The following is a 15,770-nucleotide window of genomic DNA, read 5'->3' on the forward strand; positions in this document are numbered from 1 at the left end:
GATCGACCAGCCGGAGGGCCCATGCCCAGCAGCTACTATCCCCCCATCGTCATCGAGCAGACGCCCCGCGGCGAGCGCAGCTACGACATCTACTCGCGCCTGCTCAAGGACAACATCATCTTCCTGGGCACGGCCATCGACGACAACGTGGCCAACGCCATCGTGGCCCAGATGCTCTTCCTCGAGAGCGAGGACCCGGACAAGGACATCCAGATCTACATCAACAGCCCCGGCGGCAGCGTCACCGCGGGCCTGGCCATCTACGACACCATGCAGTTCGTGAAGAACGACATCGTCACCTACTGCATCGGCCAGTGCGCCTCCATGGGCGCCCACCTCCTGGCGGCCGGTACCCGGGGCAAGCGCTTCGCCCTGCCCAATGCGCGGATCATGATCCACCAGCCCTCGGGCGGCGCCCAGGGCCAGGCCACGGAGATCGAGATCACCTTCAAGGAGATCCAGCGCCTGAAGGACAACCTGGCCGCCACCTTCGCCAAGCACACGGGCCAGCCCTTGAAGAAGGTCGTCAAGGACATGGACCGCGACTTCTTCATGAGCGCCGAGGAAGCCCTGGAATACGGCATCGTCGACAAGGTCCTCTCGGAGCGCCCGGCCTGATGAACGCGAGCCTTTCTGCCGTCCCCGCCTTCGAGCACCTGTCGCACATCCCGCTCTACGTGCCGGGCAAGCCCATCCAGGAGGTCCAGCGGGAGCTGGGTCTCAGCTCCATCGTCAAGCTGGCCTCCAACGAGAACCCCTGGGGGCCCACCGAAGCCGTGAAGGCCCGCGTGGCCTCGGTCATCTCGGGCTCGGAGTTCGAGGGTCTGGGTCTCTACCCGGTCAGCGACGGCTACTACCTCCGCCAGCGCATCGCCGAGCGCAAGGGGATCACCCCCGACCGCGTGGTGCTGGGCAACGGCAGCAGCGAGATCCTCGAGATGGTGGCCAAGGCCGCCCTCCTGGACGGGGGCAGCGCCGTCATCCCGAAGCACAGCTTCGCCATCTACGGCATCGCCACCCAGACGGCGGGCGGGCGGGTCATCGAGTCCCGGGCCACGGCCACGGAGCTCGACGCCGATGACATCCTCCGCTCCGTCGCGGCCGACACGCGCCTCGTCTACCTCGGCCATCCCAACAACCCCACGGGCATCCACCTCGAGAAGGCCGCCCTCGAGCGCCTGGTGCGCACCCTCCGCGACGACATCATCCTCGTGGTGGACCAGGCCTATGCCGAGTACGAGGACCCCGCGAGCTATCCGGACGCCGCCGCCTACCTGGACGAGCGCCCGAACCTGCTGGTGCTCCACACCTTCTCGAAGATCCACGCCCTGGCTGCCCTGCGCATCGGCTACGGCCTGGGCTCGAAGGAGCTGATGGGCTTCCTGGAGCGGGTCCGCAGCCCCTTCAACACCAACCACCTGGCCCAGGCCGCGGCGGAAGTCTCGGTGCAGGACCTGGCCTTCGAGGCCTTCTCCCGCCAGAAGAACACCGAGGCGCGGGCGGCCTTCGTGATGGAAGCCGCCCGGCACCGCTGCCGGCTCTCGGGCACCTCCGGCAACTTCATCCTCATGGAGACCGCCTTCCCGGCCGCCGATCTGTTCAAGGAGCTGCTCAAGCGCGGCGTGATCGTACGGCCCATGCAGGGCTACGGCCTGCCCAACCACATCCGCGTGACCTTCGGGAAGCCCGAGGAGATGCAGGCCTTCTGGGCCGCCGCCGGCCCCCTGCTCGACGGCGGCTGCTGATTGGGCCAGGTTCCCGACGAGATCGAGCGGCTGCGCGCCTTGCTGGCGCAAGGTGCGCGTGTGGAATGCCGGGATGGCCTGGCCCGCCTGCGTGATCGCTACAGAACCGAGCCCCAGGCCTTCGATGCGGCCGGCATCGCGGCCCTGAAGGCCCTGGCCGTCGGGCTGGAGGCTCCGCCGGACCTGGAATCAGCCCTCAAGGCCACCTTCGGCTACGGGACCTTCCGCCCTGGCCAGCGGGCCATCATCGAGGCCGTCATGGCGGGCCGCGACGTGGTGGGCATCATGCCCACGGGCGCCGGGAAGTCCCTCACGTACCAGCTGCCGGCGCGGCTGCTGGGCGGGGTGACGCTGGTGGTCTCGCCCCTCATCGCCCTCATGAAGGATCAGGTGGATGCCCTGACGGAGGCCGGCCTCCGGGCCACCTTCCTCAATTCCAGCCTCAGCGCGGAGGCCCGCCGGGAGCGCATCCGCGCCCTCAAGAGCGGCGAGCTGGAGCTGGTCTACGCCGCCCCGGAGGGCCTCGAGCTCTACCTGGCCGACCTGCTGCGCGAGGTGGACCTGCGCCTCATCGCCGTGGACGAGGCCCACTGCATCAGCCACTGGGGCCATGATTTCCGGCCCGCCTACCGCACCCTGGCGGGCCTGAAGCAGCGCTTCCCCGGCGTGCCCGTCCTGGCTCTCACCGCCACGGCCACACCCGAGGTCCGCCGGGACATCGCCGGCCAGCTGGAGATGCGGAGCCCCCTCGAGGTGCAGGGATCCTTCTTCCGCTCCAACCTGCGCATCAGCGCCTACCGGAAGGGCGTCGAAGGCCTGCCGCCCGTGCGCGAGGCCCTGCTGCGCCTGGTGCTGGCCCGGCGCGGGGAGAGCGGCATCATCTACTGCCTCTCGCGCAAGGCCGTGGAGGCCACGGCGGCCTTCCTGGCGGGCGAGGGGGTGCGCGCGGCGGCCTACCATGCGGGCATGGACGCGGCCGCCCGCTCGGCCGCCCAGGAGGCCTTCCAGCGGGACGATGTGGACGTGATCGTGGCCACGGTGGCCTTCGGCATGGGCATCGACAAGAGCAATATCCGCTACGTCATCCACCGCGACATGCCCAAGAGCGTGGAGGGTTGGTACCAGGAGATCGGCCGCGCGGGCCGCGACGGCGCGGATGCCGACTGCGTGATGTTCTACAGCTGGGGCGACGTGCTCAGCTACGACCGCTTCACCGATGGCCTCGATGCCGGCTTGGCCCAGGCGCAACAGCGGCAGACCCGCGACCTCTTCCGCCTCGCCGACTCCCTCCGCTGCCGCCACCAGGCCCTGCTGGCCCACTTCGGCGAGCGCATGGAACCCTGCGGCGCCTCCTGCGACATCTGCTCCGGCGCCGATCCGCTGGAAGCCGCCCCGAAGCCCGGCAAGGCCAAGAAGGGCTCGCCCCGCGGCACCCGCCCCGCCCTGCCTGAGGGGCCGGTGGATGGGGAGGAGGCGCTCTACCGCGACCTGAAGACCCTCCGGAAACGGCTGGCCGACGCCAAGGGCGTGCCCGCCTACGTGATCTTCAGCGATGCCACCCTCCAGCAGATGGCCCGTTTCCAGCCGGCCACCGAAGCCGAATTCTTAGCCTTGAGCGGCGTGGGGCCGAAAAAGCTCCAGCAGTACGGCGAGGCCTTCCTCCAGCTCCTGCGCGGAGTCTCGAGCTAGGGCCCCCGCCACGCCCGGGACCTCTGTCACAACCTGGAACGGCCCCTATTGATACCAAAGGAGATAGGCCCTCGCCATCCCCAGGACCGTCTTGCCTCGGCACGCTGGGGAATTTAGGGTGGAAAGGGACATTACACACTCGGTTGTCATTTGTCTTTTGCCCCACGTCGCGGAGGTGGATACATGAGCTTCAAAGAACGCATCAGGGATCTCGTGAGGCTCGCCTTCCAGATGGGCAACAACTGGATGACCCTGCTGGGCGTGGCCCTGACCACCAGCTCGGCGTTCACGCTCGTCTGGTTCTGGTTCATGGAGCTGACCAGCCCGAGGGCCGTCCACCCCTACTTCGGGATCGTCCTGTTCCTGGCCCTGCCCGCCCTCTTCCTGGTGGGCCTGGTGCTCATCCCCGTCGGCATCCTCCGCACGCGCCGCAAGCGCCGGCTGGCGGGCGAGCCCATCACGCCGCTCCAGAAAGTGGACTTCACCCAGCCCGGCATCCGCCGCCTGCTGCTGGTGGTGGGGGCGCTCACCTTCATCAACGTCGGCATCCTGGGCACCGCGGGCCTCAAGGGCGTGGAGTACATGGACTCCAACCGCTTCTGCGGCCTCACCTGCCACACCGTGATGGCCCCCGAGTACACGGCCTTCCTGAACTCCCCCCACTCCCGCGTGGGCTGCGCCCAGTGCCACATCGGCCACGGCGCCCCCGCCCTGGTGCGGGCCAAGATCTCCGGCACCCGGCAGCTCTTCGCCGTGGCCTTCGGCACCTACTCCCGCCCCATCCCCAGCCCCGTCGAGCACCTGCGCCCGGCCCGCGAGACCTGCGAACAGTGCCACTGGCCCCAGAAGTTCACCGACGACAAGCTGCTCATCCGGACCAAGTACGCCGATGACGAGGGCAACACCCCCTCCACCAGCATCCTCCTGCTGAAGATCGGCGGACACACCGCCAACGGCACCACGGGCATCCACGGCCGGCACCTCGATGCCATGGAGCGCATCAGCTACATCACCACCGACCACCGCCGCCAGGAGATCCCCAAGGTCACCTACCGTGACGACAATGGCCAGCTCGTGGAGTACGTCACCGACGACTACAAGAAGCTGAAGCCCGAGCAGATCGCCAAGGCCACCGAGCGCAAGATGGACTGCGTGGACTGCCACAACCGGCCCACCCACGCCTTCGAGCTGCCCGACCGCGCCGTCGACAAGGCCCTGAACCAGAAGCGCATGAGCGCCGAGCTGCCCTACATCAAGAAGAAGGCGGTGGAGCTCCTGAAGGTCGAGTACGCCAGCCAGCAGGAGGCGGCCTCGAAGATCGTCCTGGGCATCAACGAGTTCTACCGGACGAGCTACCCCGAGGTGTTCAAGCACAAGCGGGCCCAGGTGGATGCCGCCGCGGAAGCGGTGAAGGCCATCTACCTGCGCAACGTGTTCCCCGAGATGAAGCTGCTCTGGGGCACGCACCCCAACAACATCGGGCACGAGGAGGCCGTGGGCTGCTTCCGCTGCCACGACGGCAGCCACACCGCCGCCGACGGCCGGACCATCAAGGGCGACTGCGACACCTGCCACACGATCCTGGCCCAGGATGAGAAGGATCCCAAGGTCCTCAAGGACCTCGGCATGAAGTAATGGCAAGGGTGGGAGCGGTCCCCCAGAATGAAGGCATGACCGCTTCCGCCCTTTCCCTGATCGCGATCGACGGCCCGTCGGGGGTGGGGAAGTCCACCACAGCCCGGCGGGTCGCTTCGCGTCTGGGCTGGCAGTACCTCGATACCGGCGCCATGTACCGCACCGCAGCCCTGGCGGTGCATCGCGCGGGACTGGACCTCGCGGATCGCGCCGGGCTGGAGCGCCTGCTGGCCGGTCTGGACCTCGCCCAGGAGGGCACCCGCATCTTCCTCGCCGGTGAGGACGTCAGCGAGGCCATCCGCAGCCAGGATGTCACCCGCGGCGTGACGCCCGTGAGCGCCGATGCCCGGGTGCGCGAGGTGCTGGTGGAGCAGCAGCGCCGCATCGGCGCCAGCGGGCGCTGGGTGGTGGACGGCCGCGACATCGGCACGGTGGTCTTCCCCACCGCCTGCTGCAAGATCTTCCTCACGGCCAGCCCCGAGGCGCGGGCCCGGCGCCGCCTGCTCGAGCTGGAAGCCAAGGGCCAGTCCCCGGTGTTCGCAGAGGTGCTCGCCGACCAGCGGCGTCGCGACGAGGCCGACAGCACCCGCGCGGTGGCCCCCCTCCGGCCCGCCGAGGACGCCACCACCCTGGATTCCAGCGACCTCACCCTCGACGAGGTGGTGGACTGGATCGTGGCCCGGCACCAGGCCCATCCGTGATGCCCCTTCTGGAACCGCTGGCTGAAGCCTGGGAGGCCGGGTGGCAACCGGTGGGGACTGCGGCCCTGGTCGGCGTGAGTGTCGCCCTGGTCCTGCTGGGCGGCGCGGCCCTGGCCTCGGAGTCCGGATGGATCCCACTGCTGGACGGCGTGAACCTGGTGTTCCACGAAGCCGGGCACCCGCTCTTCGGCCTCCTCGGCTGGGAGCCCCTCACCATCCTCGGGGGCACCCTCATGCAGCTGCTGGTCCCCATGCTGGCCGCGGGCTCCTTCTGGCTCCGCCGGGAGGCCCCGGGCACCGCCTTCGCGGGGATCTGGTGCTTCGAGAACCTGCTGAACATCGCCCGCTATGTGGGCGATGCCCGCTCCCAGGTGCTGCCGCTGGTGGGTGGCGGCGAACACGACTGGGCCAACCTCCTCGGGCGCTGGGGGCTGCTGGCCCAGGACACCTCGCTGGCCCAGGGGCTCCGGGTCCTGGGTTGGCTGGGCATGGCCGCCTGCTGGGCCTGGCTGGCCTGGCGGTGGCGCAGGAGCTCTTCGCAGGCATGAATACGGCCCGGCAGACCCGGGCCGTATCGCAGGATCCGACCGGCCTCAGTAGCCCTCGCCCTCCGCCGCCGCCGTCACCTTCCCCCGGTTGAAGCGGAAGAGGAACGCCAGGTAGCCGATGGCGATGGGGAAGCCGATGAGCCACCACACCAGGCCCGTCCGCAGGCCATGCTGGCCCACGGCCGCATTGACCGCCGTCAGGTCGAACTGCGGGTCCAGGGTGGACTTCAGCATCACCGGATAGACGCAGGCCGCGCTGGCGGCGAGGAGGCCGAGGATGAAGGCCCCCGACCCGAGGAAGGCCAGTAGGAAGCGCTCTCGCTGGATGCCCACGAACACCAGGCCCAGGCCCGCCAGGAAGATCAGGGAGGCCACCCAGCCCAGGGGCGCCTGGGGAAGGCGGTGGAAGATGTCCGGGTTCACCACGGAGGTGGCGTAGCTCGCCACGATCCAGAGCACCAGCACGCCCCCCCAGAGCTTCATGGCCAGGCCCCGGGAGCGCTCATGCACCGCGCCGCCGGTCTTCCAGGCCAGGAACAGGGCGCCGTGGGCGGCCACCGTCACGAGCGCGAACACCCCGATCAGCACGGTGTACCAATCCAGGATCCCGGGCCGGGCGCCCATCCGGAAATCCGTCCAGAGGGCCATCTCGAAGTAGCCGCTGCCATCGACGGGCACGCCCCGGAGCACGTTGCCCAGCGCCGCCCCGAAGAGGACCGGCAGCAGCACGCTGGAGATGGCGAAGGTGCCATCCCAGAAGCGGCGCCAGAGACCATCGTCGAGGTGGGACCGGAACTCGATGGAGATGCCGCGGAGCATCAGGCACCAGACCACCAGCCAGATGGCGAGGTAGAAGCCTGAAAAGCCCGAAGCCAGAACTTTCGGGAAGGCCAGGAACATCGAGCCACCGCCGGCCAGCAGCCAGACCTCGTTGCCGTCCCACAGCGGGCCGATGGCGCCCAGCACTTGGCGGCGCTCCTCGTTGGTCTTGGCCACCACCAGGTGCAGGATGCCGGCGCCGAAGTCGAAGCCGTCCATGACCACATAGATCGCGACCATCACGGAAACCAGCCAGAACCAGAGCATTTCCATGGCAGCCTCCTAGGCCTTCGCGGAGTGGGAGACGGGGCCGTGGGCGATCTCCCGGCCGATGAGGAAGAGCCACAGGACGCTCAGCACCACGAAGATCCCGGCGAAGCCGAGGGTGGTGAAGGCCGTGTGGCCCGCATTCACGGTCGGCGACCCGCCATGGATGGTCCGCAGCAGGCCGTAGATGAGCCAGGGCTGGCGGCCGAACTCAGCCACCGCCCAGCCTGCGGCCGTGGCGATGTAGGGGAAGGGAAAGGCCAGCATCAGCACCCACAGGACCGGGCGGTTCTGGTCCAGCCGTCCCTTCCAGAGCAGCAGGGCGGCCAGGGCCATCACCGCGATCATGATCGTCCCGAGCCCCGCCATGATGTGGAAGGCGTAGTAGAGCAGCTCGATGTTCTGGGGCCACTGGTCCTCGGGGAATTCCAGCAGGCCCTTCACATTGCTGGAGAAGCTGCCGTAGGCGATGAAGCTCAACACAGCGGGGAGCTGGATGGGATTCTCGATCCGCCGCCTGGCGACGTCGGGCTGGCCGATGAGGGTCAGGTTCGCGCGGGGACCGCTCTCGAACCGCCCCTCCATGGCCGCCAGGGTGATGGGCTGGTACTTGGCCACGAGCTTGCCGGAGATGTCCCCCGTGGGGAAGGCCACGAAGACGCTGAAGATCAGGCCCATGATCGTGCCCGTCCGCAGGTTCAACCTCGCCTGCACCGGGTGGATGCCCTTGAGGGTCCAGAAGGCGCCCATGGCCGCCACCACGAAGGAGGCCGTCACCACCGCGGCGATCATGTTGTGGGCGTACTGGCCCAGGGCCCAGGGATTGAGGAGGAAGGCCCAGAAGCTCGCCAGCTGGAGGCTGCCATCCTTGGCCACGGCGTAGCCCACGGGGTGCTGCATGAACGCGTTGGTGGCGATGATGAAGTACCCGGAGAGCCAGCTGCCGATCCACAGCGCCAGCGCCGCCCCGAAGTGGCCCTTCGGCGAGAGCTTCTTCTCGCCCCAGATCAGCATTCCCAGGAAGCTGCTCTCGAGGAAGAAGGCGAACATGCCCTCCATGCCCAGCGTCTGCCCGATGATGCCGCCGGAGAAGCGCGAGAAGGCCGCCCAGTTGGTGCCGAACTGGAACTCCAGCGGGATGCCGGTCACCACGCCGATCGCGAAGTTGATGCCGAAGATCTTGATCCAGAACCGGGCTGCGTCGTTGTAGCGGGCCTCGCTGGTCCTGAGGCCCATGGCCTTCAGCACCACGATGACCAGGGCGAGTCCCATCGTGAGCTGCGGGAACAGGTAGTGGTACGTCGCCGTGAATCCGAACTGCAGCCTGTGCCAGAAAAGCGGATCACCCATGGTCTCTCCCGGAATGAATGCCTGCGGTGTCTCTGGTGCCCTGATGCGCCGCCAGTATCCCACGACCGGAGGGGGGCGACCCACCGGAAGAGCTGACACCAAAGGAGAATACGTGGAGTGACGAAGGTCACATTGTTTTCTATAGTATTAAATCACTATTTAGTCATATCATATTTTTCATCCCAGCACCGGATCCCCCGCGGATCCGCAAGGCTCAGGGGTAGGGGAGGCGGGCCCGGGGTGGGCCCGCCGTTTTTCTGGGTGGGCCGGAGTGCGCCGCCGCTCACTCGAAGAAGGAGTGGATGCGGCGCCAGGAGCCCAGGTTGTGGACCTCCTTGAAGCCCTGGCGCTTGAGGAAGGCCACCGCGAAACCGCTGCGGCTGCCCGTCTCGCAGCAGACCAGCACCGGGCGGGCCGGGTCCAGCTCCCGGGCCCGCTGCTCAAGCTGGTCGGCGGGGATGTTGATGGCCTTGGGATGGGCCGCCGAACGGAACTCGGCCCGGGTCCGCACATCGACGATCTGGGCGCCCCGCGCAATCAGGGCCTTCACGTCCGTCGCAGAGGCGGAACGCCGACTCCAGAGCAGGTAGCCGATGGCGGCCACCGGGATGAGGTAGATCCAGTACTCGGCCATCAGAGCTCTGCCTGCTGAAGCGCGTCCAGCAGGACGTGGACGGGCTGGACGCCCACCAGGCGCCGCAGGATGCGGCCGTCCTTGAGGACCACGAGGGTGGGGATGTTCTGCACATTGAACTGGCTGGCCAGGAGGGGCTCCTCGTCGACGTTCACCTTCGCGACGATGGCCCCGGCCTCATTGGTCCTGGCGACCTCATCGAGGATGGGTCCCTGCATGCGGCAGGGTCCGCACCAGGGCGCCCAGAAGTCGAGCAGGATGGGAGTGCCGTGGGAGGAGACCTTGTGGAAGGCCTCGGTGGTGAGGTGGATGACCTCGGACATGGGGACTCCAGTGCAGATCCGGCCTGGGCCGGCCGATAGAGGGGTCGGGCGGCCTAGCGCGCCAGGGCCCAGAGCAGGCCCATGACGGCGCCAAAGCTGATGCCCCGGAGGGGCGTCGCGGTCAGGGGGCAGGTGCCCGTGCTGCACCCCACCAGGCGGTGCCAGCCGTAGCCCAGGAGGCCGCCGACCACGAGTCCCAGGGTGATGCGGAGGGCGGTGGCCTTCATCGGCAACATCCCACACCGGGGCCTTCCGGCACGCCCAGCTTGCGCAGGATGGTGGACATCAGGCACCAGTTGGTGAGGCCGCTCTGGAGCAGGTTGGCGCCCACGAAGACCGTGAACCAGATCCAGTTGGGGTTGTGGAACCGGGCGAGCGCCAGGCTCAGCAGGATGAAGGTGCCCGCGACGGTGTGCACGATGCGGTCGACATTCATGGATTACTCCTCAGGTGGGGCGGCGACGGCCGACTGGCGTTGCAGGTGGGCGGCGTGGCCCCGGCGGGCCACGAGGTAGTAGAGGACGGGCACGGCGATGCGGGACAGCAGGGTGGCGGCCACTTCGCCGGCCATGAGGCTGATGGCCAGTCCCTGGAAGATGGGATCCGCCAGCATGACGGCGCTGCCCACCAGCACGGCGGCGGCCGTCAGCAGCATGGGACGGAAGCGCACCACGCCCGCCTCCTCCACGGCGGACTCCAGCGACATGCCCTCCCTCAGCTTCAGCTCGATGAAATCCACGAGGATGATGCTGTTGCGGACGATGATGCCCGCCCCGGCGATGAAGCCGATCATGCTGGTGGCCGTGAAGAAGGCACCCATCAGACCGTGCGCGGGGATGATGCCGATGAGCGACAGCGGGATCGGCACCAGGATCACCCAGGGGATCTCGAAGCTCTCGAACCAGCCCACCACCAGTACGAAGATCAGCACCAGCACCGCCGCGAAGGCCATGCCCAGGTCCCGGAAGACTTCGAGGGTGATGTGCCACTCGCCGTCCCACTTCATGACCAGGTTCTCGGTGTTCTCGGGGTGGGCCAGCCCCAGGCGCACGACCTTGGCGCCGCCGGTGCCCTTCAGGGCATCGATCTCCCTGTTGAGGGCCGCCAGGGCGTAGACCGGGCTTTCGATGCTGCCCGCCAGGTCCGAGAAGACGTAGGCGACGGGCATCAGGTTCTTGTGGTGGATGGTCGCCTCTTCGCGGCCCTCCTGCACCGTCACCAACTCCCGGATGGGAACCATGCCCCGGGCACCGGAAACGGTGAGCTGGAGGAGCTGGTCCAGCCGCTGGCGCTTCTCCGAAGCGAGCTGCAGCACCACGGGGACCTGGCTGGAGCCCCGCAGCACGTGGAAGGCCCCGGCCGTGTGACCATGGCCCGCCGTGTAGAGCGTCTGGATCACGCTCGCCGGGGCCACGCCATGCAGCGCCGCCTTCTCCCGGTCGAGCACCAGGCTGATCTTGGGCGTCGTCGCATTCAGGGAGGAATCCACGTCCACGATGCCATCCACACGCTGGAAGGCCTGGAGCACCTCGCCCCCGAGACGGGTGCGTTCCGCTTCCGAGGGGCCGTAGACCTCGGCCACGATGGTGTCCATGACCGGCGGGCCGGGCGGGATCTCCACGAGCTTCATCCGGGCCCCCGTCGACCTTGAGATCTTCTCCAGCTCGGGGCGCAGGCGGACGACAATGGCGTGGCTCTGCTCCTTCCGGTCGCCCTTGGGCACCAGGTTCACCTGGACATCCACCATCTCCGCCTCCTGGCGGAGGAAGCTGTGGCGCACCATGCCCACGAAGGTGAAGGGCGCGGCCTCGCCGGCGTAGACCTGCACGTCCTTGACGGTGGGCTCCCTCAGCAGGCGCCGGGCGATGTCCTGGCCCACGGCGAGGGCATCCTCCCGCGGGGTGCCAGCCGGCAGGTCGAGCTGGACCATGAACTCCGACTTGTTGTCGAAGGGGAGCATCTTCACCTTGACCACCCCGAAGCCCACCAGGGACATGGCCCCCAGGAGCAGGACGAAGACGCCCGCGAAGAAGGCCCAGCGAACCGGGGGCCGGGTCAACAGCGCGTGCATGACCTTGCGGTAGAGGCGGGTGAAGCGGGTCTCCGGAACCTCGTCGGGGCCGCGGTGATGGGGGGCCGGTTCCGGGGCCACGCGATCCGGGCTGGCGGGATGGAGGCCGGAGGTATCGGTCTCGGGAAGGTGGGCCTCCTTCCGGAACACGATGAGGCTGGCCCAGGGGCTGATGACGAAGGCGATGACCAGGCTGAACAGCATGGCCAGGCTGGCGCCGATGGGGATCGGGCGCATGTAGGGGCCCATGAGGCCGCGCACGAAGGCCATGGGCAGGATGGCGGCGATGACCGCGAAGGTGGCCAGGATGGTGGGATTGCCGACCTCGTCCACGGCCTCCACCACCATGCGGGCGAAGCTCTTCTTCGGGCCCGGCAGATGCAGGTGGCGGTGGATGTTCTCCACCACCACGATGGCGTCGTCCACCAGGATGCCGATGGAGAAGATGAGGGCGAAAAGGGTCACCCGGTTCAGCGTGTAGCCGAACAGGTACGTGATCAGCAGGGTGAGGGCCAGGGTGACGGGCACGGCGATGCCCACCACCACGGCGCTGCGCCAGCCCATGGCCAGGAGGATCAGGGCGATGACGCTGAGGGTGGCGATGAGCAGGTGCTCGATCAGCTCGTTGGACTTGTCGCCGGCGGTCTCACCGTAGTTGCGGGTGACCGCAACCTTCACATCGCGGGGGATGAGGTTGCCCCGCAGGGCCTCCACCTTGGCCAGCACCTGGTCCGCCAGGGCCGTGGCATTGGCGCCGGCGCGCTTGGAGAGGGTGACGCTCACCGCGGGCTCGAAGCCGGCCCGGGCGGCCTCCGCGAAGAGAACGATGGGCGGTTCGACTTCCGGCGCATCCACCACCCTGGCCACATCGGCCAGGTAGACGGGTTTCTGGTTCCGCACACCCACCACCAGGCGGCGCAGCTCGGCGGCCTGGAGCACGAAGCCCGTGGCCTCGAGCTCCGTGCGCTTGCCGCCGTCCACGAGGGCACCAGCGGGCAGCTGGGCCTCGGCGGACTGCAGGGCGGGCTGGAGCTCGCCGATGGACATGCCGAGGGCCCGCAGCCGATCAGGGTCGGGCTCGATGCGGACCATGCGGCGCGCGCCGCCGATGACCTTCACCTGGGCGGTGCTGGGCACCCCCGACAGCTCCCGGGCCAGAACCTCGCCCACTTGGCGGAGCTGGCCGGGCGTCTGGCCCGCGGCGGCTTCCGCCCCGTGGAGGTTCAGCACAAGGAAGGGCACGTCATCGATGGTCTGGAGCTTGATGATGGGCTTCATGGCCCCGGGGGGCAGCAGGTCGGGGTGGGCTGCCAGCTCCTGGTAGATCTTCACCAGGCTGGGCTCCTGGGGCTCGTTCACCTTGAAGCGCACGGTGATGAGCGCCAGACCGGGCCGGCTCATGCTGTAGAGGTACTCGACGCCCGGGATGCCCCAGAGGCGGCGCTCCATGGGCGTGGCGACCTGACTCTCCACTTCCCTGGGGCTGGCCCCCGGGTAGGGAATGTAGAGGTCCACCATCGGCACGACGATCTGGGGTTCCTCTTCGCGGGGCGTGAGCACCACGGCAAGCACCCCCAGCAGCAGCGAGGCGAGGACGATGAGGGGCGTCAGCTTGTTGCGGAGGAAGCTCTGGGCGAGCTTTCCGGCCAAGCCCAGCCTGGGCTCACTTGCCATGGGGCACCCCGCCGGAGAGGTCGATGGGCTGGCCATCCTGGAGCGCGCCGGGATGGTCGATGACCTGCTCGCCCGCCCTCAGGCCCGAGCGGACCGGCAGGAAGCTGCCCTCGCCTTCGCCCAGGGAGAGCCAGCGCAGCTCGGCATGGCCGTCCTTGGCCACGAAGACGCCGGTGAGCTCGCCCCTCTGCACGAGGGCGCTGCGGGGGACGGAGAGGCCCGGGGCCGCCTTGGCGCCCGGCACGAGGATGCGTGCGAAGGAGCCCTGGCGCAGGCCCTTGGGCTGGAGCACCTTGGCGCGCAGGGTGCCCTTGTGGGTGGTGGAATCGCCGCCGGGCGCCAGGCCCGTGATCTGGGCTTCACCCTGGACGCCTTCGGCGTCGAACACCACCCTGGCCCCGCTCTTCAGCCCGCGGGCCTCCTCTTCCGATACCGTGGCGACCAGCTCCTGCTCGCCCTCACCGACGAGTTCCAGGAGGGGCGTCCCAGGACCGACGAAGTCGCCTTCGGTCACCTTGCGGGACTGCACCACCCCTGCAAAGGGCGCGCGGATCTGGGTATAGGCGATGTTGGCCCGGAGGGCCGACACGCCGGCCTGGGCCTGGGCGACCTGGGCCTGCACCTGCTCCAGTTCCGAGGGGGTGGCGGCCTTCTGGGCCTGGAGGGCCTGGATGCGCCGGTGGTGGGCCTCAACAGTGGCAAGCCCGGTCTCGGCGGCCCGGAGCTGGCTCTGCAGGTCCTCGTCGCCGAGGGAGATCAGGAGGGTGCCGGCGGCCACGCGCTGGCCCTCCTGGGCCAGCACGCGCCGGACCTGGGCGGCCATGCGGGTGGACAGCATGGCCGTGCGGGTGGACTGGAGCGTGGCGGCCACCCAGGCGCCGCCTTCCGGCGTGCCCTGGGCCACCAATGAGACGGCCACCTTCGGCAGCTCTTTTTCAACTCGGGAATCCTGCTTGCTCCCGCAAGCGAGATTCACGAGCAGCGCCGCGCCCAACGTGACGAGCACACCTGCGTACTTCATGGCTTCACTCCTTCGATGGGATGGCCGGTGGCCAGGTCGAGGCCGGCGCGACTCACGCGCAGCTCGAACAGGCTCTGAAGGAGGAGGGTGCGGGCGCCCTGGACGGCAGCCTCCGCATCGAGCACCTCGATGAGCGGCGCGAGGCCGGCCCTGTGGCGAGCCTCGCGGAGGCGCTTGGCCTCCGTCGCGGCTGCCAGGGATTCCTTCGCGGCCGCATGGCGGGCCTGGGCGGCCAGGACGCCTTCCCGGGCCACGCGGATCTCGTGTTCCGCCTGCTGCTGCCTGAAGTCGCGCAAGTCGCGGGCGGCGCGCTCCTGGGCCCGGGCCGCCTTGGCCTTGGCCCGATCCGGGGCGGAGAACACCTTCCACTTCACCCCGACGGCGGCCCAGGTCCAGTTGCCCTTGTCGGACCAGGAGTGATGGAGGGTGCCCGCACCGAGTTCCAGACCCACCTCGGGCAGCAGGTTGCCGCGGGCGGCCTTGGCGCCCTCCCCGGCGGCCTTCGCTTGCAGATCCGCCGCCAGCAGGTCGCCTCGTGCTCCGGAGGGCAGAGGGGCTGCTGGATCGGTGGGCTCCAATGGGGTGGCCAGGGGCCCTTCCACCGGCCCGGTGCCCGTGAGCAGGCCCAGGCCGGAGCGGGCGGAGCGCACCTGCTTGGTGACCTCCGCCTTCTGGGCCTCGATCTGCGCGTGGAAGGCCTTCAGGCGCTGAAGCTCGGATTCCAGCATCAGGCCCTGCTCGACGCGGGCCCCCACGAAGTCCTCCAGGCCCTGGATCCAGGCGCGGGAGTCCTCCACCCACAGAAGGGCCTGCTCGGCCACCTGGGTGCCGAAGTAGGCCTCCACCACGGCCTGGGCCGTCTCCTGCTTCCGGCGCTCCTGGCTCGCGGCCTCCGCCAGGGCCAGGTAGTCGCCGGCGCGCCGGGCGGCGGTGATGCGCCCGCCGGCATAGAGGGGCTGCTGGAGCACGGCGGAACCCCCGTAGGCGCCGATGGGATCCGGGTGGTTCAGGACCAGCGGGTTGAAGTCCGCCGCCCCGATGCGGGCCTGGTTCAGCTTGATGCCGAAGGCCATCATGGGCTCGCTGGTGCGGATCCCCTGGGCCTGGAGGGTGAGGCTCGGCAACCGGAGGTCGCGATAGCCTTCGGCCTCCGCCTGCCTCGACTCCACCATGGCCTGGCCCGCCCGGAGCCCGGCCTGGTCGGTCCAGGCCTTCCGGATGCTTTCAGCCACGGTCAGGCCCCCCTGCCCCAGGAGGCTTCCCCCCGAAAGCAATGCCAAGCCCAATCCCGTT

General features: G+C 68.9%; 15 protein-coding genes. 6 read left to right on the forward strand and 9 right to left on the reverse strand.

All coding sequences use genetic code 11. The features are described from left to right. The first annotated feature begins 21 nt into the window (after nucleotides 1-21). The 6 genes from clpP (at nucleotide 22) to QSJ30_RS12275 (ending at nucleotide 6,318) form a co-directional block, all read left to right on the forward strand. Entirely contained in the window at nucleotides 22-618 is a 597-nt protein-coding gene (gene clpP / locus QSJ30_RS12250; protein WP_285609654.1) for an ATP-dependent Clp endopeptidase proteolytic subunit ClpP, read from the forward strand. Continuing rightward, on the forward strand, nucleotides 618-1,745 hold the full coding sequence (gene hisC, locus QSJ30_RS12255) for a histidinol-phosphate transaminase (RefSeq protein WP_285609655.1): 1,128 nt from the start codon (nucleotides 618-620) through the stop codon (nucleotides 1,743-1,745). Before clpP ends, hisC begins: the two co-directional genes overlap by 1 nt. Further along, nucleotides 1,746-3,434, forward strand: coding sequence for a RecQ family ATP-dependent DNA helicase (locus QSJ30_RS12260; protein WP_285609657.1), 1,689 nt, complete (start codon nucleotides 1,746-1,748; stop codon nucleotides 3,432-3,434). A 183-nt stretch (nucleotides 3,435-3,617) separates the two neighbouring features. Continuing rightward, entirely contained in the window at nucleotides 3,618-5,069 is a 1,452-nt protein-coding gene (locus tag QSJ30_RS12265; RefSeq protein WP_285609659.1) for a NapC/NirT family cytochrome c, read from the forward strand. A gap of 35 nt (nucleotides 5,070-5,104) precedes the next feature. Further along, nucleotides 5,105-5,770: a (d)CMP kinase gene (cmk, locus tag QSJ30_RS12270; protein WP_285609661.1), complete on the forward strand. Its 666-nt coding sequence runs from the start codon at nucleotides 5,105-5,107 to the stop codon at nucleotides 5,768-5,770. Beyond that, nucleotides 5,770-6,318 (forward strand): hypothetical protein, encoded by a 549-nt coding sequence (locus QSJ30_RS12275; RefSeq protein ID WP_285609664.1) that lies wholly within the window; start codon nucleotides 5,770-5,772, stop codon nucleotides 6,316-6,318. The genes cmk and QSJ30_RS12275 overlap by 1 nt, the downstream gene beginning before the upstream one ends. A 45-nt stretch (nucleotides 6,319-6,363) precedes the next feature. Here the strand turns inward: QSJ30_RS12275 and cydB are convergent, their stop codons facing one another. The 9 genes from cydB to QSJ30_RS12320 form a co-directional block, all read right to left on the reverse strand. Beyond that, nucleotides 6,364-7,410, reverse strand: a complete 1,047-nt coding sequence (gene cydB / locus QSJ30_RS12280) for a cytochrome d ubiquinol oxidase subunit II (RefSeq protein ID WP_285609665.1) — start codon at nucleotides 7,408-7,410, stop codon at nucleotides 6,364-6,366. A 9-nt stretch (nucleotides 7,411-7,419) separates the two neighbouring features. Next, a complete protein-coding gene (locus tag QSJ30_RS12285) occupies nucleotides 7,420-8,754 on the reverse strand; it encodes a cytochrome ubiquinol oxidase subunit I (protein WP_285609668.1) in 1,335 nt (444 codons plus the stop codon). Nucleotides 8,755-9,037: 283 nt separating this feature from the next. Next, the gene (locus QSJ30_RS12290) at nucleotides 9,038-9,388 is read right to left on the reverse strand and encodes a rhodanese-like domain-containing protein (protein ID WP_285609670.1); all 351 of its coding nucleotides are present in this window, start codon (nucleotides 9,386-9,388) and stop codon (nucleotides 9,038-9,040) included. Beyond that, on the reverse strand, nucleotides 9,388-9,711 hold the full coding sequence (gene trxA, locus QSJ30_RS12295; RefSeq protein WP_285609672.1) for a thioredoxin: 324 nt from the start codon (nucleotides 9,709-9,711) through the stop codon (nucleotides 9,388-9,390). Before trxA ends, QSJ30_RS12290 begins: the two co-directional genes overlap by 1 nt. A gap of 53 nt (nucleotides 9,712-9,764) precedes the next feature. Then, on the reverse strand, nucleotides 9,765-9,938 hold the full coding sequence (locus QSJ30_RS12300) for a DUF6132 family protein (protein ID WP_285609674.1): 174 nt from the start codon (nucleotides 9,936-9,938) through the stop codon (nucleotides 9,765-9,767). Further along, nucleotides 9,935-10,147: a YgaP family membrane protein gene (locus tag QSJ30_RS12305; RefSeq protein ID WP_285609676.1), complete on the reverse strand. Its 213-nt coding sequence runs from the start codon at nucleotides 10,145-10,147 to the stop codon at nucleotides 9,935-9,937. Before QSJ30_RS12305 ends, QSJ30_RS12300 begins: the two co-directional genes overlap by 4 nt. Before the next feature lie 3 nt (nucleotides 10,148-10,150). Beyond that, complete coding sequence (locus tag QSJ30_RS12310) at nucleotides 10,151-13,456, reverse strand: efflux RND transporter permease subunit (protein ID WP_285609678.1); 3,306 nt, start codon at nucleotides 13,454-13,456, stop codon at nucleotides 10,151-10,153. After that, a complete protein-coding gene (locus QSJ30_RS12315; RefSeq protein ID WP_285609680.1) occupies nucleotides 13,446-14,477 on the reverse strand; it encodes an efflux RND transporter periplasmic adaptor subunit in 1,032 nt (343 codons plus the stop codon). Before QSJ30_RS12315 ends, QSJ30_RS12310 begins: the two co-directional genes overlap by 11 nt. Then, nucleotides 14,474-15,709, reverse strand: coding sequence for a TolC family protein (locus tag QSJ30_RS12320; RefSeq protein WP_285609683.1), 1,236 nt, complete (start codon nucleotides 15,707-15,709; stop codon nucleotides 14,474-14,476). The genes QSJ30_RS12315 and QSJ30_RS12320 overlap by 4 nt, the downstream gene beginning before the upstream one ends. Nucleotides 15,710-15,770 lie beyond the last annotated feature (61 nt).

Source organism: Geothrix edaphica, assembly GCF_030268045.1.
Taxonomy (GTDB): domain Bacteria; phylum Acidobacteriota; class Holophagae; order Holophagales; family Holophagaceae; genus Geothrix; species Geothrix edaphica.

Coding starts and splice junctions, on each gene's coding strand:
- clpP (WP_285609654.1), top strand. CDS start 22: ATGCCCAGCAGCTACTATCCCCCCATCGTCATCGAGCAGACGCCCCGC.
- QSJ30_RS12310 (WP_285609678.1), bottom strand. CDS start 13,456: ATGGCAAGTGAGCCCAGGCTGGGCTTGGCCGGAAAGCTCGCCCAGAGC.
- QSJ30_RS12315 (WP_285609680.1), bottom strand. CDS start 14,477: ATGAAGTACGCAGGTGTGCTCGTCACGTTGGGCGCGGCGCTGCTCGTG.
- cydB (WP_285609665.1), bottom strand. CDS start 7,410: ATGGAAATGCTCTGGTTCTGGCTGGTTTCCGTGATGGTCGCGATCTAT.
- QSJ30_RS12285 (WP_285609668.1), bottom strand. CDS start 8,754: ATGGGTGATCCGCTTTTCTGGCACAGGCTGCAGTTCGGATTCACGGCG.
- hisC (WP_285609655.1), top strand. CDS start 618: ATGAACGCGAGCCTTTCTGCCGTCCCCGCCTTCGAGCACCTGTCGCAC.
- QSJ30_RS12305 (WP_285609676.1), bottom strand. CDS start 10,147: ATGAATGTCGACCGCATCGTGCACACCGTCGCGGGCACCTTCATCCTG.
- QSJ30_RS12300 (WP_285609674.1), bottom strand. CDS start 9,938: ATGAAGGCCACCGCCCTCCGCATCACCCTGGGACTCGTGGTCGGCGGC.
- trxA (WP_285609672.1), bottom strand. CDS start 9,711: ATGTCCGAGGTCATCCACCTCACCACCGAGGCCTTCCACAAGGTCTCC.
- QSJ30_RS12275 (WP_285609664.1), top strand. CDS start 5,770: ATGCCCCTTCTGGAACCGCTGGCTGAAGCCTGGGAGGCCGGGTGGCAA.
- QSJ30_RS12290 (WP_285609670.1), bottom strand. CDS start 9,388: ATGGCCGAGTACTGGATCTACCTCATCCCGGTGGCCGCCATCGGCTAC.
- QSJ30_RS12265 (WP_285609659.1), top strand. CDS start 3,618: ATGAGCTTCAAAGAACGCATCAGGGATCTCGTGAGGCTCGCCTTCCAG.
- cmk (WP_285609661.1), top strand. CDS start 5,105: ATGACCGCTTCCGCCCTTTCCCTGATCGCGATCGACGGCCCGTCGGGG.